18 protein-coding genes are annotated in these 21,843 nt (G+C 66.4%); 4 read left to right on the top strand and 14 right to left on the bottom strand.

Annotation, left to right across the window (positions count from 1 at the left end; all coding sequences use genetic code 11):
• The first annotated feature begins 46 nt into the window (after positions 1-46).
• From F6X62_RS14420 to F6X62_RS14405, 4 genes are all read left to right on the top strand, one after another.
• Positions 47-763, top strand: a complete 717-nt coding sequence (locus F6X62_RS14420) for a response regulator (protein WP_153773947.1) — start codon at positions 47-49, stop codon at positions 761-763.
• Position 764: 1 nt separating this feature from the next.
• Entirely contained in the window at positions 765-2,132 is a 1,368-nt protein-coding gene (locus F6X62_RS14415; protein WP_153773946.1) for an ATP-binding protein, read from the top strand.
• Between the two features lie 139 nt (positions 2,133-2,271).
• Positions 2,272-2,472 (top strand): hypothetical protein, encoded by a 201-nt coding sequence (locus F6X62_RS14410; RefSeq protein WP_054891245.1) that lies wholly within the window; start codon positions 2,272-2,274, stop codon positions 2,470-2,472.
• Between the two features lie 93 nt (positions 2,473-2,565).
• Entirely contained in the window at positions 2,566-3,948 is a 1,383-nt protein-coding gene (locus F6X62_RS14405) for an NAD(P)-binding domain-containing protein (RefSeq protein WP_153773945.1), read from the top strand.
• Positions 3,949-4,002: 54 nt separating this feature from the next.
• Here the strand turns inward: F6X62_RS14405 and F6X62_RS14400 are convergent, their stop codons facing one another.
• The 14 genes from F6X62_RS14400 to tagH all read right to left on the bottom strand — a co-directional run.
• Positions 4,003-4,458 (bottom strand): hypothetical protein, encoded by a 456-nt coding sequence (locus F6X62_RS14400; protein ID WP_153773944.1) that lies wholly within the window; start codon positions 4,456-4,458, stop codon positions 4,003-4,005.
• Positions 4,458-5,372, bottom strand: coding sequence for an NAD synthetase (locus F6X62_RS14395; protein ID WP_153773943.1), 915 nt, complete (start codon positions 5,370-5,372; stop codon positions 4,458-4,460). The genes F6X62_RS14400 and F6X62_RS14395 overlap by 1 nt, the downstream gene beginning before the upstream one ends.
• 110 nt (positions 5,373-5,482) lie before the next feature.
• Positions 5,483-6,406, bottom strand: a complete 924-nt coding sequence (tagQ, locus tag F6X62_RS14390; RefSeq protein WP_054891241.1) for a type VI secretion system-associated lipoprotein TagQ — start codon at positions 6,404-6,406, stop codon at positions 5,483-5,485.
• 72 nt (positions 6,407-6,478) lie between these two features.
• The gene (locus tag F6X62_RS14385) at positions 6,479-8,257 is read right to left on the bottom strand and encodes an SUMF1/EgtB/PvdO family nonheme iron enzyme (RefSeq protein WP_153773942.1); all 1,779 of its coding nucleotides are present in this window, start codon (positions 8,255-8,257) and stop codon (positions 6,479-6,481) included.
• Positions 8,250-9,458: an FtsX-like permease family protein gene (locus tag F6X62_RS14380; RefSeq protein ID WP_153773941.1), complete on the bottom strand. Its 1,209-nt coding sequence runs from the start codon at positions 9,456-9,458 to the stop codon at positions 8,250-8,252. Before F6X62_RS14380 ends, F6X62_RS14385 begins: the two co-directional genes overlap by 8 nt.
• Positions 9,458-10,162 (bottom strand): ABC transporter ATP-binding protein, encoded by a 705-nt coding sequence (locus tag F6X62_RS14375; RefSeq protein ID WP_054891238.1) that lies wholly within the window; start codon positions 10,160-10,162, stop codon positions 9,458-9,460. Before F6X62_RS14375 ends, F6X62_RS14380 begins: the two co-directional genes overlap by 1 nt.
• Complete coding sequence (locus F6X62_RS14370) at positions 10,162-13,152, bottom strand: serine/threonine-protein kinase (protein WP_153773940.1); 2,991 nt, start codon at positions 13,150-13,152, stop codon at positions 10,162-10,164. Before F6X62_RS14370 ends, F6X62_RS14375 begins: the two co-directional genes overlap by 1 nt.
• Positions 13,153-13,160: 8 nt before the next feature.
• On the bottom strand, positions 13,161-13,880 hold the full coding sequence (locus tag F6X62_RS14365) for a PP2C family serine/threonine-protein phosphatase (RefSeq protein ID WP_112899384.1): 720 nt from the start codon (positions 13,878-13,880) through the stop codon (positions 13,161-13,163).
• Positions 13,877-14,539, bottom strand: coding sequence for a type VI secretion system-associated protein TagF (gene tagF / locus F6X62_RS14360; RefSeq protein ID WP_112899385.1), 663 nt, complete (start codon positions 14,537-14,539; stop codon positions 13,877-13,879). Before tagF ends, F6X62_RS14365 begins: the two co-directional genes overlap by 4 nt.
• Entirely contained in the window at positions 14,536-18,042 is a 3,507-nt protein-coding gene (gene tssM / locus F6X62_RS14355) for a type VI secretion system membrane subunit TssM (RefSeq protein WP_153773939.1), read from the bottom strand. Before tssM ends, tagF begins: the two co-directional genes overlap by 4 nt.
• A complete protein-coding gene (locus tag F6X62_RS14350) occupies positions 18,039-19,346 on the bottom strand; it encodes a DotU family type VI secretion system protein (RefSeq protein WP_063541553.1) in 1,308 nt (435 codons plus the stop codon). The genes tssM and F6X62_RS14350 overlap by 4 nt, the downstream gene beginning before the upstream one ends.
• A 6-nt stretch (positions 19,347-19,352) precedes the next feature.
• A complete protein-coding gene (gene tssK, locus F6X62_RS14345) occupies positions 19,353-20,687 on the bottom strand; it encodes a type VI secretion system baseplate subunit TssK (protein ID WP_054891233.1) in 1,335 nt (444 codons plus the stop codon).
• A gap of 15 nt (positions 20,688-20,702) precedes the next feature.
• Complete coding sequence (tssJ, locus tag F6X62_RS14340) at positions 20,703-21,200, bottom strand: type VI secretion system lipoprotein TssJ (protein WP_153773938.1); 498 nt, start codon at positions 21,198-21,200, stop codon at positions 20,703-20,705.
• 48 nt (positions 21,201-21,248) lie between these two features.
• On the bottom strand, positions 21,249-21,843 hold a 595-nt coding region (gene tagH / locus F6X62_RS14335), incomplete at its 5' end, for a type VI secretion system-associated FHA domain protein TagH (protein ID WP_153773937.1).

Here is a 21,843-nt window from a genome sequence, read left to right as displayed (position 1 = left end):
AACGTAACGGGCGCCTTTCAAGCGCCCCTGACAGGTGTCCCCCTCAATGAGCACAACCTTGCTGGTTGTCGACGATGACGACGAGATCCGCGAACTTCTCTGCGATTACCTGACCGATGCCGGCTACCACGTGCTGGCTGCCGCCGATGGCGAGCAGATGCGCCAGCAAATGGCGCGGCACAAGGTCGAGCTGGTGGTGCTCGACCTGATGCTGCCCGGCGAAGACGGCCTCAGCCTGTGTCGACAGTTGCAGGCGCAGCCGGGCCTGGCGGTGATCATGCTGTCGGCCAAGGGCAGCACGCTGGACCGTATCATCGGCCTGGAAGTGGGCGCCGACGACTACCTGTCCAAGCCCTTCGAGCCCCGTGAACTCATTGCCCGCATCAAGGCTGTCCTGCGCCGCCCGCAGCGCCTCGACACGCCGAGCGAAGAGCCCGCCAGCCAGGCGCAGCAGTTCGCAGGGTTCAGCCTCGACCACATCAAGCGCCTGCTCACTCACCCCGACGGCCAGGCCCTCACCCTGCCCCGCTCCGATTACCGCGTGCTGCGCGAGCTGCTCGAGGCCAACAACCGCGTGGTATCGCGCGATCACCTGACGCGCAGCGCCTTTGGCCGTGACCACCTGCCCGACGACCGCTCGGTGGACATGTGCATCAGCCGCCTGCGCCAGCACCTGCGCCGCGCCGTCAATGGCAGCGCGCAGATCCTCACCATTCGCAACGAAGGCTACCTGCTCAGCATCGCCTGCGAGCCAGGCGCCTGACGTGCGCCTGCTGCGCCGCCTGTGGCCACGGACGCTGTTCGGCCAACTGCTGCTGATCATGATCAGCGGCACCCTGCTGATCCAGTTGATGTCCAGCAGCATCTGGTTCGACGTGCGCTTCGCCCAGGTGTTCGAAGCCCCGGTGCGGCTGATCGCTGCGCGCAGTGCCCCGCTGATCGCCCAGGCCGACTGCCATGCCGGGCAGTTGCAGGTGCCGGCGCGCTATCACCTGCGCTGCACCGAATCGCTGCCCAAGGCCCAGCGCGACGACCGGCGCGGCCGTCACCGCATCGAACTGCTGCTGCACCAGGCGCTGACCTACGAGCTCGGCCACGACCAGCCGGCGCGCCTGCTAAAGGTGCAACTGACCGATGAGCTTGGTCAGCCGATCGTCTGGCGCAGCCTGTTCGGCCTGCGTACCGCCCAGGCGCACCTGCAGTTCGCCGTGCCGATGGAGGATGGCCACTGGCTGGTGATCGACGGCGAAGAGCTGCAGGGCTGGAGTGGCGAGTCGGCCTGGGTGCTGATCAGCGACTACCTGCTGCGCGTCTATGCGCTGCGCATCGTCGCCGTGCTGCTGGTGTGCCTGGTGGCCGTACGCCTGTGCTTGCGCCCACTGCGCCGTCTGGCCGATGCTGCCCGCGGCCTGGGCCGCAACCTGGAACAACCCGCCCTGCCCCTGGAGGGCCCCGAGGAAGTGCGCCAGGCGGCGCAGGCGTTCAACGCCATGCAGCAACGGTTGATCGCCATGGTCAACGACAAGGCCTACTTTCTCGCGGCGGTCTCCCACGACCTGCGTACGCCGCTGACCCGCATGCGCCTGCGCCTGGAGCGGTTGGAGGATGGCGAACACAAAGAGCGCCTGCGGCAGAACATCGTGCAGATGGACGGCATGATCGGCCAGGTACTGGACTACTTGCGGGCCGGCGAGCAACAGAACCTGCAGGAGGTGGACCTGGACCGACTGGTGGCGCGCCTGTGCGCCGACCTGGCCAGCGCCGAAGAGCCGCTGCCGATCCAGGGCGAAGTGGGCAAGGTGAAGGTAGATGCCTTGCTGATGCAGCGGTGCCTGCAGAACCTGTTGGTCAATGCCCTGCGTTATGGCAAGGCGGTTTCGCTGCGGCTCGAGGCGGATGCGGCGCAGGTGCGGATTCATGTCGAGGATCGCGGGCCGGGTATTGCGGTGGGCCTGCTGGATACCGTGACCGATCCGTTCGTGCGCGGAGAGGGTTCGCGCAACCAGGCGTCTGGTGGGTATGGCCTGGGGCTGAGCATTGCCCAGCGGATTGCGGCCAGCCATGGCGGTGAGTTGCGGCTTTCCAATCGCGATGGCGGTGGGCTGGAGGCTATCGTGGTATTGCCACGCTAGGACTGTGGTGGATTCTTCGCGGGCAAGCCCGCTCCCACAGATCCTCCTGAAGCCAAGGGATCCCAAACCTTGAACCCCTTCCTCCAATGCGTTATAGCTAAAAAGGTACCCATAACGAAAAGAGGCTAACCACGCCCCCATGCACGAGATCACACGTATCCGTCGGCCGCATGGCCCGCTTGCCAACCTGATCGGCAAGTCCACCGGGCCCTTCCCTGCCGCCGTCTCCAGCCTCGGCTGTTCCCCGCTCTCGACACTCTTCCACACCCTGTCGATCCCGCCCCGCGATGTCCTGCTGGCGCACAAGCGCAAGCGCCCCGTACCTCCGCCTGCCTGCTGACCCCTGAAGTTTCCGCGCTTCCACCGCCCTCGGTTCGTTGCCGTTCGGGGCTGGGGAAGTCTTGCCTCTCTTCCGTGATCACAGGACTTTTTCATGACTACTCGCGTCGCCATCATCGGCGCCGGCCCTTCCGGCCTGGCGCAACTGCGTGCCTTCCAATCCGCCCACGCCAAGGGCGCGGCCATGCCCGAAATCGTCTGCTTCGAAAAGCAGGCCGACTGGGGCGGCATGTGGAACTACACCTGGCGCACCGGCCTGGACCAGCACGGCGAACCGGTACACGGCAGCATGTACCGCTACCTCTGGTCCAACGGCCCGAAGGAATGCCTGGAGTTCGCCGACTACAGCTTCGATGAACATTTCGGCCGCCCGATTTCTTCCTATCCGCCGCGCGAAGTGCTGTGGGACTACATTCAGGGCCGGGTGAAAAAAGCCGACGTACGCCAGTACATCCGCTTCGACACCGTGGTCAAGGACGTACGCTTCGACAGCGCCAGCCGCACCTTCACCCTCACCGCCCACGACTACGCCAATGGCCAGCGCTACGAACAGGTATTCGACTACGTGGTGGTCGCCAGCGGGCATTTCTCCACACCCCAGGTGCCGTCATTCCCAGGCTTCGAGCGCTTCTCCGGACGCATCCTGCACGCCCATGATTTCCGTGATGCACTGGAGTTCGCCGGCAAAGATGTGCTGATCATCGGCAGCAGCTACTCCGCCGAAGACATCGGCTCGCAATGCTACAAGTACGGCGCCCGCTCGATCACCAGCGCCTACCGCACCCAACCCATGGGCTACAAGTGGCCCAAGGGCTGGGAAGAGCGGCCACAGTTGCAGCGGGTCGACGGCGACCGCGCGCACTTTGCCGACGGCTCGAGCAAGCGTGTCGATGCGATCATCCTGTGCACCGGCTACCAGCATCACTTCCCGTTCCTGCCCGACGACCTGACCCTGCGCACCGGCAACCGCCTGTGGCCGCTGGGCCTGTATCAGGGCGTGGTGTGGGAGGCCAACCCGCATCTGATGTACCTGGGGATGCAGGACCTGTGGTACAGCTTCAACCTGTTCGACGCCCAGGCCTGGTTCGTGCGCGACGTGATCCTCGGCCGCATCGCCCTGCCCGATCTGGCCGCCATGCGCGCCGACAGCGAGCACTGGCGCGCCGAGGAAGAGGCCTTGCAGACCACGGCCTCGATGTACGAATTCCAGGGGAGCTACATCGCGCGCCTGATCGAACAGACCGACTACCCGCGCTTCGACATCGACGCGGTGAACCGCATCTTCCTCAAATGGAAGAACGACAAGAAGCACGACATCATGGGCTACCGCGACCGCTCGTACCGCTCGGTGATGACCGGCACCGCCTCGGTGCCGCACCACACCCGCTGGATCAAGGCGCTGGACGATTCGCTGGAAGAATACCTGCGGGAAACGGCGGAGCCTGGGGATGTGAAGGTGCTGCGACCGGAGCGTTGAGGCTGGAGTTTGGCGTTTACGGGCCCGGCGCTTCAGCGCCGGGTTCGGCATCCCTCACTTGGCCGAACGCCCCTTGGGATTACGATTCAGCCGCTCCAGCCTTCTCTTCTCTCGATACCCTGCCAGCAGTACGCGCATTTCCCGATAGCGCTTGCTGTTGAGTACCAGCAATGCCAGCAGCGCGACGACTATGATGCTCAGGAAGATCCCCATGTGCGGCCTGAAACCGTAGGTCGGCAACAGGAAAATCACGGAGCCGATACAAAGGGCGGCGACCACCCATACCCCCCAGTCACGACCTCGCACTACGGCGGCATGCGCCGTGACCAGCGTTATCACCAGCACACCAAGGCTGAGCGGATAGTTGATCTCCCGGCTGCAGTCACGGCAATAGGTACTCCATACCAAAGAGAACGTCCCGGCCATGGCGTACAGCGAGAGAAAATACCCCGCCAGGAACACCATGAAGTAGCGATCGAGAAACTTCTGAAGGTCAGGGTGCCGACTCATTACTCGAACTCCTCATAGAGCCCCAGAGCGATGCTCTTGGTCTTGTCCTGCACCGTCCCGCTGCCGACGAAACCGATGGAAGCGCCAAGCGAATCCTTGATCAGTGTTTGAGTGGCGTGCTTGATCTGGGTAGACGTGTGACGCTTGATCAGCTCACCCGTGCTCTGTTGCAGCTTGAGTTGCTTCGCGGTGAGCGAAGGATGCTTGATCGACAGCAACTCGCGGGTGAGAGCGCTACGCTGCTGCCGGCTCAATGAACGGGTCAGGTCGAGCCAGTTGGCGCCCGTGGCAGCCTTGCGCACCTGCAGGAAGCGTACAGTCGTGAGGGCCGAGCTGCCGACGCCAAGCAGCGATATACCGTCGAGCAACGGTGTCGCTGCCCTGTACCAGGCCTCCTGATCCATCGCATCATTGGCTGACGGGTCGTTGACCTCGTTGACCGTTCTGACAACACCGATAAAGCACTGTGCGGTACTGGCGGTTGCTGCTGCATATCCGGCAGCGGTAAGCGCGAGGCTCACACCGCCGGAGAAGGGGACGGCGATAGTGCCGCTGAACATGACGACCCAACCCAGGATCGCACCAGCGCAGGAGAGCGTGGTGCCTACCGCCTCCTTGACCACGCGCGACTCACGCGGGTTGGTCTGCAACTGGTTCATGAATTGCTGGGGCGCAATGTAGCGAGGCGCCTCGCGCAGGATGATGCGCTTGGGCTTGATACTGCAGATGGGCTGAAACTCGCGCAGCACGATCACGTTGTAGTCGGCATCGATATACACGACACCCGCACCGACGATGCCAGGGTCGGCATCGATCGCCTTGAACAGCTTCTGCTGGTCGATGCGCCCCTGCAGGCGCTGCTGCGCCAGAAATTGCGAGGTGTTGGCCAATTCGTTGACCAGAAGGTCTTTCATGAATACGTGTCCTTACTCAGCTACAGGCTGGCCTGTCCACAGCACAAAGCCGCTCCCTACCGAAGCGGCCTTGCGTCGCGAAAGGGGCGCGATGCACCCCTGCAATCCCATCAAACGTTCGGGCAAGGCACCGGTGCCCAGTCACCCATGTCCGGGTTGCGGCACATGCTGTTGACCTGGTCCACGCCCGCCTTGGCGACTTGCTGGGCCTCGGCTTTCTTGCCGGTGGCGTTCTGCAGGGTCTTCTCGGTAGCGACTGCTTCGGTCGGCACTTTGGTGTTGGTCTTGCCCGCAGCCTGGCCCTTCTTGGTGCCAGACTTGCTGGTCGCCTTCGGTGGCTGGACCACGGCCGCCACTTCCGAACGCTGCACGCCCACCTGCTTGAGGTCCTGCTCGTAGGCCTGGGTGTAGTTGTTCAGGTTTTCACCCAGACGACCGTTGACGGTGCCGAGCAGCTGGTTCGACTCGTTCAGGCCGGCAACGATCTCGGCCAGGCGCTTGCGGCCTTCGGTATCGTTGATGCGGTTGGCCTTGCGGTTCTGGATCAGGCTGGCGAATTCGCGCTGGTAGCAGGCCTGGGACGCCTTGGCGTACTGGGTGGTGCGGTCCAGGTCGGCGGCACTCTTGTCGATGTCGGCAGCGTAGGAAGCGATGCGCTGCTTGTCGTCGCTGATCTGCTTCTGGCGCTCGGTGTAGTAGCCCGCCGCACCACCGACCAGGGCACCACCGGCGGCGCCGATGGCAGCGTTGCGACCACGGTTGTCACCGTCCACCAGGGCGCCGGTCAGGGCACCGCCTACCGCGCCGAGCAGTGCGCCGGTGGCGACCGAGCGGGTCATGTCGCCGTCAGTGGAGCGCAGGTGCTGTACCGGCTCGTAGCAGTTGGGGTAGTACTCCACCTTGGTCGTTGCACCGATCTTGGAAACCGGCGAGCCGGCGCAGCCGGTCAGCAGAACGCTGCTGAAACCGGCAGCCAGCAGCAGAGCGGCACGGGCCTTGGAAGCGGTGATCAGGGAGGTGCGATTCAAGCGCATGGTCGGGTTCTCTCTCGGGTTGTGCTGATCCGGCCTGCTTCATGCGGGCCGGGGTCTTTTTTCAGGGTTTCTTCAAGGTCGCGGAGCAGCCGATGCCAGCAGCTCCTTGAGGATCGTCGCCGGGTCGGCCCGCCGGTTCTGGCGGTACTCCCCGACGTGGCGGACGAACAGGGTGGCGCGGGTCTCCAGGCTCTTGCCCAGCACCGGCTTGCGCTCGAGCTCTTGCTTGACCCGCTGGAACTGCGCCTGGATCACCGCGTCGGTGTAGCGCGTGCCGCTGGCCAGGTTGTCGATGTAGATCGCCAGCGCGCCGTCCAGTGCGCTGCGTCCGTTGGCGATGGCGGCGCCATACATGCTGGCGCTGGCCTGGTCGCCCGAGGCCTGGGCCTTGGCCTGGGTGTTCTGCAGGTTGGTCAGGCGGATGTTGTAGTTGTTGATGGTCTCGGCCACGAGGGCCGCCGACTGGATCAGGTTGCCGGCCGCTTCCTCACGCTGGCGGGCGATCAGCGAAACATTGCGCTTGAGCTCTTCGTTGACCAGACCCAGCTCGGCCTGCAGGCGCGGGTCGCTGGCGCCAGCGATGATGCCGTCCAGGCGCGTGGTCGGGTCATCGGCGGCATTGATGTCGTCGGTGAGGCCAGCCAGGCGCCCCTCTTTCTGCCACTGCTCGAACAGCTCCTGGTAGCGCGAACGCGGCGCCGACAAGGCACCGATGGCGACGCGGAAACCGGTGGTCTCGTTACGCTGCTCAGTGCCGTCGGCACCGAACAGCGGATACTCGCGGCGCATGCCGGTGAACAGCGTGGTCTCGCCTTCCAGGTAGTTGCCACCCTTGACCACGAAGCCGCCGTAGGCGCCCTGACGGCGACCAGCGTGCACCAGCTGGAACGACTCCTGGACCATTTCGGCGGCATTGCCGATCACATCGAACAACCCGAGCGGGTTGGGTTGCTTGGTCCCGATCGGCATCAGTCGCGCAGCCTGTCCGGTGCCACCCGCAACCTGGTTGAACACCGCCCAGTCGGCCAACGGCCCGTCACTGTCGCTGCCTTCGACCTTGCGCGGGAACAAACGCCCATCGAGCTCCTGGCGGCTGACCGCCGAACCGCCGCGGGCGGCGAACTCCCATTCCACTTCGGTGGGCAAGCGCACGAAACCGGTCCCGCCATCTTCGGCCTTGCTGCCCCGGCCACTGACCGGCAGCAACTCGCGGTGGTGCTTCATCAACCAGGCGCTGTACACCGCAGCGAAGCGCTCGGCCTCGAAGCGCGACAGCTTGACCTTGGGCAGGCGACCGGCGGCCTCGGTGACCGGTTCGCAGGCAGGCTCGGCCTCTCCGCTGGCCAGCGACTGAGCCTGGGCCATGACCTGGGCATACTGGCGCGCTGTCACCTCGTACTTGCCGATGAAATACATCATCGGCTTGAGCGGGCTGCCCGCCTCGACCTTGGGCAGGCTGGCGCCGACCTGCTTCTGCCAGGCGGGGGACAGGTCCTGCAGGCTGAACTGGCCATTGATGAAGTCGCGGCGATATCCGGAAATGAACGACTGCTTGTAACCCGCCTCGCCTTCGCTGAAGGGGTAACCCAAGTTGACCTCGCGGTCATCGAGGCTGCCTTGCGCCAGCACGTAGACATGCCGGAAGACAATCTCGCCGCCACAGGGCAGCGGCAAGCTGACGTCGTCGGCCAGGGGCTTGGGGTTGTCCAGCTTGCTGGTGGCGGCGGGGTCGGGCGTGGCGGTGTTGACCGCGGAGGCCTGGGGCTTGTCCTCGCCATCGGCGGGGGAGCAGGCCACAAGGCCCAGTGTGGTGACGATCAAGGCCGCTACCTTGAGGCGAAGTTCAGACATCACGAATTCCTTGCGAGGCGTCGATCCGCGCCACCCGCCAGCCACCCAGGGCGGCGGCAGCGGTGCTGGCCGCCAGCACGGCGAGCAGCGCGACGAGATAGTGCATGGGTAGCAGGTGAGCGGCGTATTCGCCGGGCACCTGCATGAACAGTCGGTTCAGGCCGTGCTCGGCCAGGGCATACAACAGGGCCGCCAGCCCGGCGGCGAGCAGGCCGCTGTACAGCGCCTGCAACACCACGAACAACAGCAGCGCGGCGGTGCCGAAGCCCAGCAGGCGCAATACCGCCAGCTCACGCTGCTTGCGCTCGACCGCCGCCACCGCACCTGCGGCAACCGCCGCAACCGCCCCGGCCACGGCCAACGCGGCGATGATCCAGAACACCAGGTCGAGATTGCGCCCGAGCGACTGCACCTGGGCGATCTGCGCCGCCTGGGTCGACACCAGCAACTGGCGCTCGGCGAAGAACTGGCGCAGCGGCTCGACGTCCTCGAGCGTGCGGGCATACAGGCGAAACGCCGGGTAGACCCGCGTCGCGTTACCGGCCTGCAGCTCGCCCGCCCAGTCCAGCGCCGGTACCGCACGCCCGTCGCGGTAGTCCTCGGCGGCCTCCAGCAAGGCCAGCGGTGCGAACAATGCATCGCGCTCGAACGCTGCCAGCGGCAGCACGGCACGCACGTGCAACGAGGTCTGGCGCCACTGCACCTCGCCCGCACGCTGGCGATTGAAACTGGCCTGCAAGTGATCGCCAGGACGGGCACCGAGCTTTTCCGCCGCGGTGAAACTCAGCACCACGTCGCGCAGGTCGGCTGCATCGGGGGCCACGGCGCCGTCGAGCAACGGATCACCGGGCGCGGTCGGCAGCATCTCGACCGTCACCCCACGCCCTTGTGCAGGTAGCAACAGCTCGGCGGTGGCGGCGATCTGGCGGGTGCGCGGGATGGCGAAGGCGACATCCGGACGCGCCGCGAGCCCGGCGATGAAATCGGCAGTGAAACGTCCCCCGCCCAAGGGAATGACCTCACGCACACTCGGGTCGCGCTGCAGACGCTCGGTCAGGCTGCCGATCAGGCCGAACTTCAGGCCGAACAGCACCAGCAGTGGCGCAATCACCGCCACCAGCGCCAGCACCGCGCATGCCGACAGCCGCGCGTCGGTGCGGTAGTCCTGCCAGGCCAACCCGGCGATCAGCAACGGGCGCATCAGGCAGCCTGCCCCAAGGTCGCGATGACACCGCCTTCGGCATCGCGTCGACAGTGCATGCGCAGCACCCGCAGCCCGGCGTCGCGGGCCAGGGTCTCGTCGTGGGTGGCGATGATGCAGGTCACCCGATGCGCCTCGGCCTGGCGCAGCAGCAGCTGCATCACCCGCTCGGCATTGACCGGATCGAGCGCTGCAGTCGGCTCGTCCGCCAGCAACAGCGACGGCGCATGGGCCAGGGCACGGGCACAACTGACCCGCTGGCGCTGCCCTAGCGAAAGCGCCGCCGGACGCTTGTCCAACTGGTCGCTCACATCCAGCGCGGCTGCCAGGCGCTCGACGCCACCGTCGTCGGCCAGCCCCAGTAACTGACGCGGCAGGCGGATATTGCCGCGTACGTCGAGAAAGCCCAGCAGCCCGCCCGCTTGCAGCACATAGCCCAGGTGCCGGCTGCGCAAGGCGGCCAGCCGGTCGAGACGACGACCACGCCACAGCCCGGCGACATCCTGCACGCTACCCTCAAGTTCCAGGGTGAAGGCGTCCGCCGCATCCGGCGCCAGCACCAGTGCCAGCAGGTCGAGCAGCGTGCTCTTGCCGCAGCCGCTGGGGCCGACCAACGCCACCCGCTCACCGGCGCCCAGACGCAGATCGCCGATCTCCAGGCGGTAGCGCCCGCGCGTCTTGTGCACCCCCTGCAGGCTGATCATCAAGGCAGCGTCGACAGCGGGACACGGTACAGGGCGTCGCCCGGCTCGGCGTTGCCGAAGCGCACCCAGTTGGCCATGTCGTTGTGGAAGGTTTCGTAGAGGCGAATCTTCGAGTCGAGCTCGTCGATGAAGTCCTCCTGCTCGGCGACCGACAGCGACAACCACAGGTCCTGGGTCATGCTCAGCGACTTGCTGCGATACGGCAGGCCTTCGAGATACTCACCGAGCACGCCGCCCTGGGCAAGGTTGGCGCCCTTGCTCAGCGCCCCGGGGTCGCGACTCATGTAGGCACTGGCGCTGGCGATTTCATTGAAGAAGTCACCCGGCGAGCTGCGCGTCTTGCGCGCCGCATCGACGATCAGTTTTAGCGACTGCTGCAGGTCGTTGAGCTGCAGCTTGGTCAGCATCACGCACACCTGCAAGGTCGGCAGCGCCGGGTTGGTCAGGTCACGGTCGGCGGTCCAGGCACTCACCAGTTGCGGCGCCTGGCTGGCGCTGCGGCGGCCGAGGAAGTCCATGTGCATGGCGTAGCCCACGGCCTGGGTCTTGGCGGCGAGGCCGGAACCGCTAGCGAGCAGCGGCACGGCCTGCGGCTGTTGGTTGCGCACCTGATGAACCAGCTCGGCGAAGGTCGAACCGATCTCCTGCACGCGCGCGCCAAAGGCGTTCACATCGCCGCCCGGCACCCCCACGTAGAGGTCGCCGATACGCGGGTTGCTATCGGCGGTGAGCACGCGGTACTGCTGCTCGGCCGAGCCGTGATTCTTCACCCCGGCGGGGGTGCGCAGGTGCAGGGCGTAGATCTTGATCTGCTTGCTCAACGCCGCCTGACGCACCTCGGCTTCGTTCATCCGCGTACTGCTCTCGGGATCGCTCTTGCGCAAGGCGCCAGCATCACTGACCAGCAACACGATGCGCCCGCCGTAGCCGGACCAGTCCATGCCCTCGACCGCCTGCATGACCCCGGCGAAGGCATCCTCGTTGAACGAATGGCTGGACACGGTGGTGGCCTTGACCTGCGACGCGGCCTTGAGAAAGCGCGCAGGGTCGCGGCCTTCATCGAGGGTGACCAGGGTCTTGCTCAGGTAGTCCAGGCCCGGCGTGCGCTTGACGCTGTTGCGAAAGCCCACCAGGCCAAAGCTGACGCTGTCCAGCTCACCACGTGCCGCCAGTTGCTGCTGCAACTCGCTGACCACCTGGCGCACCCGGTCGATGTAGGGTTGCATCGACACCGAGGTGTCCACCACCAGCACGATACCGGTGCGGAAGCTGTTGTCGCCGGCGCCGGCAACACCTGCGGCCTGAGGCGTGCTGCCGGCCGCACTGCTGCCGGGATCGATCGATGCGATGTTGAGCAGTTGCACCGGCTGGCCGTCGGCGTCGAAGCTCTCGCGGTAATCGAAGATCGGCATCAGGTAGAACTGGTCCTGCGGCACCGCGTTGGCCGCAGGCTCCAGCGCCAGCACACGTGGCACTTCGGCCGGGGCGTTCTGCGCCTTGAGCAATTGCGCGCGGGCCTGGGAACTGTCGTCGAGCAACTGCTGCACATCGTCGGGCTGACGCATGAACATCACCGGCGCACGGCCAGAGCGTTCGGTGAACTTGAGCACCAGGCTCTGCTTCCAGTCGCTGGTCTGCTCTGCAGGCAGCCAGCCTTCACGCGCACCATCGCTGGCAGCCCCGACCTGAACCCAGGCTTTGCCGTCGATATCCTTGCGCTGATAAACGTAGAGCACCGAGAAGGCCGGCAGGCTGTCACCGGCAGCGCCACCGGGGGTGTCGGCCAGGCGTGCGCCGGGCTTGGTCAGCACGCGCTGGAACAGGGTCTTCTTGCCCGCCATGAGCAGCGGGCGCTGATCGTCCTGCGAGGTGCTGGCGACAGGAGGTGGCGCGCTGGGTGGGGCCGGTGTCTGTACCACAGGTGTGGCGACGGCGGGTTCGTCGTGACCGGCGAACAACCAGTAGCCACCCGCCGCCAGGCCCAGTGCCGCTGCGATGGCCACCGCCAGCAGCGCCACCGCGGGTTTTTTCTTCGGCGCAACGACAGGCGCCGGGCGGCCTTGCTCTGGCGCACGCTGGACTGGCTCGGGTTGCGCATGTGCCTGGGGAATCTCGATGGACACTGGCGTCAACCCTGCGAGCTCGGGGGTTGCCGGGGGCACGATCAGTGGCCGGATCACCGTGCTCTGGTTGTCGTCGGCCGGCAGGCGATCCAGTGCCGCCAACAAGGCAGCGGCATCGGCGAAGCGTTCGTTGGGGTCCTTGGCCAGCAAGCCGCGCAGGATTTCCTGGTAGCGCCCATGCTCGATGGGCAACTCCGGCAGCGGCTCGGTCAGGTGCGCCAGCGCCGTGGACAGTGCATCGGTGCCGCTGTAGGGCAGCTTGCCCACGAGGATTTCGTAGAGCACCACCCCCAGCGCATACAGGTCGGCGCGCCCGTCGATCTCAAGCCCGCGCGCCTGCTCCGGGCTCATGTAGCTGGGCGTCCCCACCGCGAAACCGGCCTGGGTGAACTGGGTGTGATCGTCCAGGGACTTGGCAATGCCGAAGTCCGACAGCACGGCGTTGCCATCGGCACGGAACAGGATGTTGGCCGGTTTCACGTCGCGGTGCACCAGGCCCTGGGCATGGGCATAACCCAGCGCCTGGGCCATCTGGCGCACATAGACCAACCCTTGCTCCGGCGTCAGCCCGGCGGCGATGCGCTCCTTGAGCGTGCCGCTGGGCAGGTACTCCATGGCCATGTAGTACAGCTCGCCGACATTGCCGATATCGTGGATGGTGGCGATGTGCGGATGGGCCAGGCGCGCAAGGGTGCGGCCTTCGCGCAGGAAGCGCTCGCAGAAGGTCGGATCGGCCGCCAGGCTCGCGGCCATCACCTTGAGCGCGACCTTGCGTTGCAGCGAGCGCTGGGTGGCCAGGTAGACGCTGGCCATGGCGCCTTGGCCAATCTCGCCGTCGATGTCGAATCCGGGGATCTGCATGTCCATGATGTTCTTCAATTGGCCTTCACCACCACGGCGGTGATGTTGTCGGGCGCGCCTCGGGTCAGGCCCAGGTGGACCAGGCTGCGTACTATTTGATAGGGGTCGGCATGGTTGAGCACCTCGCCGATCTCGAGGTCTTCGGCGGTCTTGGTCAGGCCATCGCTGCACAGCAGGTAGGTGTCGCCAGGGCGCACCTGCAAGGGCACGGCCTGCAGTTCCAGGTGGTCCTCGACGCCGATGGCACGGGTCACGATGTTGCCGCGCGGATGCACTCGCGCCTCGGCTTCGCTGAGCAGGCCGCTGTCCTGCAGTTCCTGGACGTAGCTGTGATCGTGGGACAGGCGCTCGATGCGCCCGCCGCGCAGGCGGTACAGACGGCTGTCACCGGCCCACAGGCCGATGGCCTGGTCGCCGCGTGCGGCCAGCACCACCACGGTACTGCCCATCATCGCCACGCCACGGCGCGCGGTTTCCTCGCGGACCGTGAGGTTGACCCACGCCAGGCCGTCACGCACTTCGTCGGCGAACTCCGCCAGCGAGTCGAGCTTCGGCAGGCGGCGCAGGCTGTCCACTGCCAGGCTGCTGACATAGTCGCCCGCCGCATGGCCACCCATGCCGTCGGCCACTGCCCACAGGCCCGCCCAGGTCAGGTCCAGGCAAGCGTCCTCGTTGATCTTGCGTACCATGCCAACATGGCTGTAGCTGGCCGCGGTGTACTGCAGGTCGGTCATGCGCGTGCGGCCTCGCTACCCAGAAGAAACCCAGCGAAATCCTCGCTGCGCGGCAAGCCCGGATAGCGCATCAGGCCCGGCGCGATCCGCTCCGAGCCCCTGCCCCACCACAGGCTCATGCCTTCGCAGGCGCACTCGGCCAGTGCTCGCTCCCGCCCTTCAGGCGTGGTCGCGGCCAGACGTTGCAACCCACCCACCGCAGGCGCGCTCGCTATCCCCTGTGGCAGCGGGGTGGTGCCGCGATAGGGCCGCACCGCATCCTCGAATGCCTCGAGCTGCGCACCTTCCTCCAGCGTGCCGAGCAAAGCCGCTTCGACCTGCTCGAACCACTCATCCGCCCCCACCACCGCAACCGCCACCGAAACCTGCGGCTCCAGCGCCTGCGCCACGGTCAGCGGAAAATACCGCCCGACCCGATCGATGCTCGGCATCACCACCCCGATCATCGCCTGCGGCCCGCATACACCCGCGGCCAGGGCGAAGCGCCACAGCGGGCTGACCAGGTAGGCCTGCAGCCACTGCTCGCCCAGTTGTCGCTGGCTGGCCTGGATACCTGCGGCCAGCCACTGGTCCCAGGGCTGGATGAAACTCTGTGGCAGGTCGCGGCTGACGAAGTCACCGCGGCAGGCCATCTTTCCGTAGAAACCGACGTCGTTCACAGGCGCTCCGGCAGGCTGAAACCGCTGACCACTCGGCTGCGGAACGGGTTGAAGGCGCTGCTGGCACGCAGCTCATAGGACACGCTGGCACCGTCGACCCGCAGGCGCAGGCTGAAGCGCTCGGGCGAGGCGCCGGCGATCAGGTCGGACTGGTCGAGCAGGCGGAACCACGCCCACGGGCCTTCCAGCGTGAGCCCCGAGCGGCCACTGGCCGAAGGGGGCGAGATCGACAGGCGCACCACGCCGATGCTGTTCGGGTTCGGCCACTGCAACGACACCGGACGGCTCGGGCCGTGGTCATAGCTGACCTGTTGGCCATCGAGGTCGAGCATGAACTGGGTGATCGACGCATCCATCGCCACCGGCTTGAGTTCGAAACGCACGCCTGGCGTCAGGCCGCTGCTGTTACGGAAGAAGGCATCGCGAATAGTCGCGGCGCGCTGGAAGGTGTTGAGCACACCGGCATTGATCCCCAGCTTCTGCGCCGCCCCTGGCTGCCAGCTCCACGGCGACGTGGAGGTGTTGACGTAAGGCTGCAGGTATTTGCGGAAGTAGTTGTCCATCACCCCGCCAACACCGAAGAACTGGCCGAAGTCTTCCAGGGTCGCATCACGCGGGCTGCCGGCCGTCAGCGGGTAGCGACCGCTGAGGGACTGTCGGTAGACGTTGACCACCTCGCTGGTCCAGGCGGCATTGAGCTGGTTGCGTACGCCACCCATGACGATGGCGTTGGTCGAGCCGACCACCGAGCCGACCAGGTTCTGCACCACTTTCGGCTGCCGCGCAGCACCGAGCGAAACCCTTTGCGAGGCAGCCTGAGCCTGGTTCTTGGCCTCGCCCAGCAGGGCTTCGCCACTGGCGCCGACCATCGCACTGACCTGTACGTACAGGGCGTTGAGATCGGCGAGCAGACCGTCGATCGAGCTTGGCTGGCCTTCGCCACCTTCGACCAGCTCGGCCAGTTCGGCGAAGTGTGCGGTCACAGGGTCCACCTCACGCGCACCTTGCTCAGTGCCCGGGATCGGCGTGTCGCCGAGCAGACCACCCAGGCGCTGGCGCAGTTGATCGACACCGGCCTGTTCGACTTTGGCCTGGGCCTTGTCGAGAGTGGTGGGCTGCTGCAGGTCGGTTTCCTTGGCCACCGCCTGCAACAGTTTCTTCATCGGCGAGGTAGGGCCGGACAATACCCGCAGCACATCGGCGGCCTGCCCGACACTGGTAATCGGCACAAAGTCCAGGTCGGCCAACAGCGCGTCCCAGTGGCGGATGTAGTCCTGGTAGTAGAGCTGGCGCACATCGTCCGCCAGGCGCTTGGCATCGCTGGCCTCGCTCAGCTCGCGACCGAGCACCCAGCGCTCTTCGGCGAGGGTTTCGCTGTGGGCGACGCTGGCGGCGAGAAACGCCTTGCGATAACCCTCGACAGTGAAGATCCCCGGCAGCGGCTCGGTCAGCGGCTTGCCACTCTTGCGCTGGAATACCAGCGCGGCATCACGTCCAGCGGCGTCGCTGATGCGAAAATCGCTGACGCCGGCCGGCAGCTTCTGCCGCTTGACCCGGTCATACACACGTTGCGCCACCGGCAACTGCTGCAACTGGCGGCGGGTGTCGTCGATCAGGCGTTGGTCGAGGCGCGCATTCGGCGGGCGCTTGTCGAACAGCGCCGCCAGGTGCTGTTCAAGTGCCTGGCGCTGCTCGGGAGCCAGATCGCGCGGCAGATGGCGCTCCCAGTCGAGACTGATCCAGGCCTTGAGGAAGTCCGCGTCGTAATGCTCGCCGTCGGCCAGCATCAGATAGGCCTTCAGGCCCTCGTACAGATAGTCGGAAGGACCTCCGGCGTACAGTTGCTCCTCGATGCGGGTGACCAGCCGCGGGGCGAAGATCGCGATCAACAGCTTGCGATAGACGCTGGTGGACTCGGTCTCCAGCATGTCGCCCTGGTACAGCCCGAGCCCCTCGGCCCAGGCCGGCGGATCGTCTGCCAGGCGGCGCACGGCGTTGAGCAGCGGCAGCACTTCGATCACCTCGCGCTGCGCCGGGCTCAGTTCCTGCACGCTTTTGCCCAGTGGCTTGAGGCGGCTGTCGACTTCGGCGATGTACTGCTGGTTGGCGCGGTAGCTCAGGGTCCACAGTGTGCCGACCACCAGCACCAGAGCCACGCTCAGCGCCAGGGCACCTCGGGTGATCCACTTGCGGCGCTGCTCGACCTTGGGGTTGCTGCCCACCAGCCCACGCTCGGCGAAGGCCACGGCGCTGAACAGCTTCTCGATGAAGTAGCTGCGTCCGGTGCCGGTCTGGCGCGCCAGGTGCGCGCGGTCCAGGCCCATGCTCTGCGCCATGCTGCCGATCAGGCGATCGATGGGGCTGCCTTCCTGGGTGCCGCTGGTGAAGTACACACCGCGCAGCAGCGCCCGCGCCTCGAAGGCGTTGGGTTTGAACACGCCGTCGAGGAAGGTCTTGAGATTGCCGCGCAGTGCCGCGAACTGCTGGACGAAGCCATAGATCAGGTCGCGCCGCGCCGGGTCGCGCTCCTGCTGCAGGCGCTCGACCAGACGCTGGTTGAGGCGCTGCTCGAGCAGGCCGAACTCCTGGTCGAAGCCGGCCAGTGGACCGTCGCCCTGCTGCCCGTCATCCAGCGCGAAGGTCATGCCCCACACTTGCGCGCGCTCGTCCTTGCTCAGGTTGTCGAAGTACTCCATGAAGCCCGGCACCAGGTCGAGCTTGGTGAGCATCAGGTAGATCGGGAAACGCACACCGAGCTGGCTGTACAGCTCCTGGATTCGGGTGCGGATCGCCGCCGCATGGGCGGCGCGTTCGGCGTCGCTGCCCAGCAGCAGATCGGACAGGCTGATGGCGATGAACGCCCCGTCGATGGGGCGACGCGAGCGCTGGGTCTTGAGCAGGTCGAGAAAGCCCAGCCAGGCGGCCTTGTCTACCTGCGCATGGCTGTCCTGGGTGGTGTAGCGTCCGGCGGTATCGAGCAGCACCGCCTGGTCGGTGAACCACCAGTCGCAGTTGCGCGTGCCACCGACACCACGGATGGCGCCCTCGCCCAATTGTGCCGCCAGCGGGAAATGCAGCCCCGAGTTGACCAACGCGGTGGTCTTGCCGGAGCCCGGCGGGCCGATGATCACGTACCACGGCAGCTCGTAGAGGTTGCGGCGCTCGTCACCGCCCAGGCGCGCTTTCTTCAGCAGCACCAGGGCCTCGTCCATACGTTGGCGCAGGGTCGCCAGCTCTTCGGCGGTGGCCAGGCTCGCAGGATCCGGCGCAGTTTCGGCGGCCAGGCTCTCAATCACTTTGGCGGCTTGGCGACGCGCCTGGACGATGCGCCAGGTACGGTAGGCAATCCAAACCGCGAACAGCAGGACGATCAGAATCCAGCGCGGCGCCGGCGGCGCCAGCACGTCCAGCAGCGGCCCGATGAACCAGATGATCAGGCTGAGGGCGATCAGCCCCAGCACCGGGATCACCCAGCGAATGACAAAACTGAAAAACGCCTTCACTCGACGCCCTCCGCCAGTACGGTGATTTCGACCCGGCGATTCTTCGCCCGGCCCTGTGCGGTGTCGTTGGAGGCCAGCGGCTCGGTGTCGCTCAGGCCTTGCGCGCTGAAGCGCTGCGGCTGCCCGGTGCGCGCGGCGAGCATTGCCTTGACCTCTTCGGCGCGGGCCTGGGACAGCGCCCAGTTGGAGGGGAAGCGGATCGTGGCGATGCGCTGGTTATCGCTGTGGCCAGTGACGCGCACGTTGCCCTTCACCTTGGAAACCGCCTCGGCGATACGCAGCATCAGCGGCTCGAAATCGCCCTTGATACTGGCGCTGGCAGACGCGAACAGCTCGTCGCCACGAATGGTCACCACCGAACGGTCGACCGCATCTTCCACCGAGACCCGACCGGCCTTGATGTCATCGGCAAGGAAACCTGCCAGGCGCGGGCGCTCGACCGGCTTGGGCTGCACCACCGGGCGGTCCATGGCCTGCACCGGGATTTCACCCAGGGCATGGATGCCGCGAAATACGGGTTCTGCATCGGAGGCCAGCTTCAGGCGCAGACCGAACAGCAACAGCAGCAGCAAGGCCAGGGCCACCGCGAGCCCTACCCAGGGCGGCACGAACTGGGTCAGACGATCGCGGCTGACCGAGACGCCGCGCCAGTGCGGGGATAATTCGCGCTCGATCTCCCCGCGCGCACTGCGCAGGGTCGCAGCGGTACGCTCACGCAGCGCCTCGAGCTGCGCACGCCCCCCGTTCATCACCCGGTAGCGGCCCTCGAAACCGAGGCTGATGCACAGGTACAGCAACTCCAGCAGGTTCAGACGCTCGCGCGGGCTCTGCAGGCAATGCTCGAGCAACTGGAAGACCTTTTCACCACCCCAGGCTTCGTTGTGCACGGTGATCAAGAGGCTCTGCTTGCCCCAGTCGCTGCTGCTGCCCCAGGGGGTGCTGAGCACGGCTTCATCGAGGGCGGTGCACAGGGCATAGCGCGCCAGCAGCACTTCGTTGCGCGGTACACCGCCAGCCTCGGCGCGCTCCTCGAACTGGCGCAGGTAGGCGAGCAGCTGCGCGCGCAGGCTCGCCGGGGCTGGATGGGCGATGGTATTGCGCAGTCGTGTAAGCATTGCCAGCAGCGGACCGGCCGCCTGCTCCAGCGGATTGAGGCCCTTGCCCTGGCCCGGCGCCAGCGGCTCGGCCGGTACGCTCAGCGGCGGTGGTGCGGCCTGGGGTGCCGCCGTCGGCTGCGGGCCTCGTCCGCCCGGGCGAGGCATGAACTGGGTGCGGTCGTTGGCCTGCGGATCGTCGTGCTGCATCGCGGCTTATCCTCGAATGGCCCAGAAGGCCAGGTTCAGGCCAGGGAACTCGCCAGCGACGTAGAAGGCGAAACCTCCCGAATGTTGCAACTGCTTCCAGTGCTCGCTGCCGCGGTCGAGTTCGAAATAGGTGGAACCTGCATGGAACGGAATCTGCCGCGGCGCCACCGGCAACGGGAGCAGGCCGATGCCAGGCAACTGCAGATTGACCAGGTCGCGGATGTGCTCCACCGAACCGATCTTGCTCTGCTGGCCGAAGCGGCTGCGCAAGGTCTCGCCCGGCACATCGGCGCGCACCACGAGGATGAAACTGGCGCTGTCCAGCAGGCTGCGATCGGCGAGCATGGCCACGTGCACGCCGTAGGCTTTCTCGACGATCGGAATAGCCACCGCCTTGCTGTCGATCAGCATCGACAGCGCTTCACGCAGCGATGCCATCAGCGGCTGGAAGGTCGCCGCAAGATCATCGTGCTGGTACACCGGGAAGCTCTCGGGGCGACGCCCCTCGCGGGTGAAGGTGGCGAACTCGCCTGCCAGCGCTACCAGTTCGCTGTACAGCCGCTCCGGGTGCAGCGGGCTGAGCTGGCCGAGGTGCTCGATCAACGGCTGTGCGCGGTTGACCAGTTGCAGCAGCATGAAGTCGGCAATTTCCGAGGCGCCGCCATTGGCCGAGGCCACCACCCGCCCGGCCAGTGCCTCGCCACGCTGGTGCAGCAGCCCCAGCAGCTCACTGCGAAAATTCGACAGCGGGTTGCTGGCCGCCACATCCAGCAGCGGCGGGATGTAGCTGTCGTCCAGCACCAGGGCCCGGTCGGCACGCTTTTCCCGGATGCGCACCACACCCAGCGCGGCAAAATCGCCCAGGCCATCTTCCTCACGCAGCAGGCGCAGCGCACGGCCTCCCAGGGCCAGGGGTGCGCGATTCTCGAACGGCGCATTGTCGTCGCGCACTTCGCTGACCCGCGCCACATAGCGCGCGCCGTCCAGCGCCTCGCCTTCGTCGACGGTGTCGCGGGCACCGGCACGCTTGAGCGGCAGGCCCAGGTGAATCACCCCGTCGCGCAGGTCGTCGGGAATCTCCAGAGGCGCCGGTGGCAGGTCATCACGGGGAATATCGAAGGGCGTGCCGTCCGGCAACAGGCCACGGGCACTGAGGATTGCCAGCTTGCCCTGGGCCAGCAGGCCCTGGTCGACCAGCAGCTCGGAAAAGCCCCAGGCCGCGCTCGACAGAGGGCGGCTGCGGGCATCGATGAAGTTTTCCAGATAGCGGTCGTGCTGCTGGAAGTGCTGGGTCGTGATGAACATGCCTTCCGACCAGACCACACGATTGTTCCAGGACATGGGTTCTCCGTTTGCCTAGCGGGCAGGCACAGGTTGTGGGGTGGCCACGGCGCTGCGCACGGCGCGCACATCGAGGCTGATCTGGTAATCGCGAGGCGGGACGGCCAGCACGCTGCGCCACTGCGCACGGTCGATCTCGCGGTAGCCGACCACCAGGCCGACCTGGCGCGTCGCCGGGTTCAGTGGGCGATCCAGCTGCAGTTGACGACCGGGCTGCAGCAGTACTTCGTCCTGGTCGATCAGGTCGGCGCCCAGCGTGGCCTGCGCCCGTTCGGCCAGGGCAAAGTAATCGGCGCGCTCGAAGGCGGCGGCGTTCTTCAGCTCGTAGATGCGCACCCGCACAGGTGCCGGCGTGCCATCGGCACCGGGGTTGAGCCCGGCGGCGGCGCTGAAGTACAGGGTGACGCCTGGCTCTGCCGGCTCAGCGTCGGAGCTCGGCACCACCGACGCATCCTTGCTGCAGGCACTGAGCAGCACGAAGGCCAGGGCTGCCATCAGTCTTGTTGCACTCATCCTCGTCCTCATGACGTATTGGTGTTCTTCCTGCCTTGGGCATCAGCCTCAAGAGCGTTGCAGTCGGGCGTTGTGTGCCTCGTAGGCACGGCTGAACTCGCGGCCGAACAAGTCCTGGAAATCGTCCTGGGCTTCAGCTGATATCTGCCCGTACAGCTCGGTGAACTGCTGCCAGCAATGGGCCTGGCGCGAGCCGCCGAATACCTTCGACAGGCCTGTGGCCGGCGCCAGGCGAGCCTCCAGCCGGGCGGGCTCGAAACGCGTCAGCACGTGCTTGATCGCCGCCTCGACGCCGGCCATGACCGCCAATTGGTGGGCGCGCAGGTCATCGAAACTGTCGCGTACCGCCTGGTCGGCGGGCATGAACGCCTGGTTGCCCTGGCGCAGCAGCAGCAACAGCGCCTCATCGGCGTTGGGGGCGAACTTCAGCGGGTTGTTCTGCACCGGCGCGATGGTGGTCTGCTGCATGCGGAACTCGCCCTTGAGGCTGCTGCGCGCGCGCAGCACGTCGATCAGGCCCTCGACCATCAGGCGGTAGCTACGGCCCACCGCCTCCATCTGCGCTGCGGCATCGCCAGCGTCGATGCGCAGGTGCTCGATGCCCGCACCGCGCAGGAACGCCTGCAGCAGTGCCTGGTCGGGC

This window comes from Pseudomonas sp. MNR3A (assembly GCF_009650575.1).
GTDB classification, from domain to species: domain Bacteria; phylum Pseudomonadota; class Gammaproteobacteria; order Pseudomonadales; family Pseudomonadaceae; genus Aquipseudomonas; species Aquipseudomonas machongensis.
Note: the sequence above shows the minus strand (reverse complement) of the source record. Positions and strands in the feature narration are given on the sequence as shown.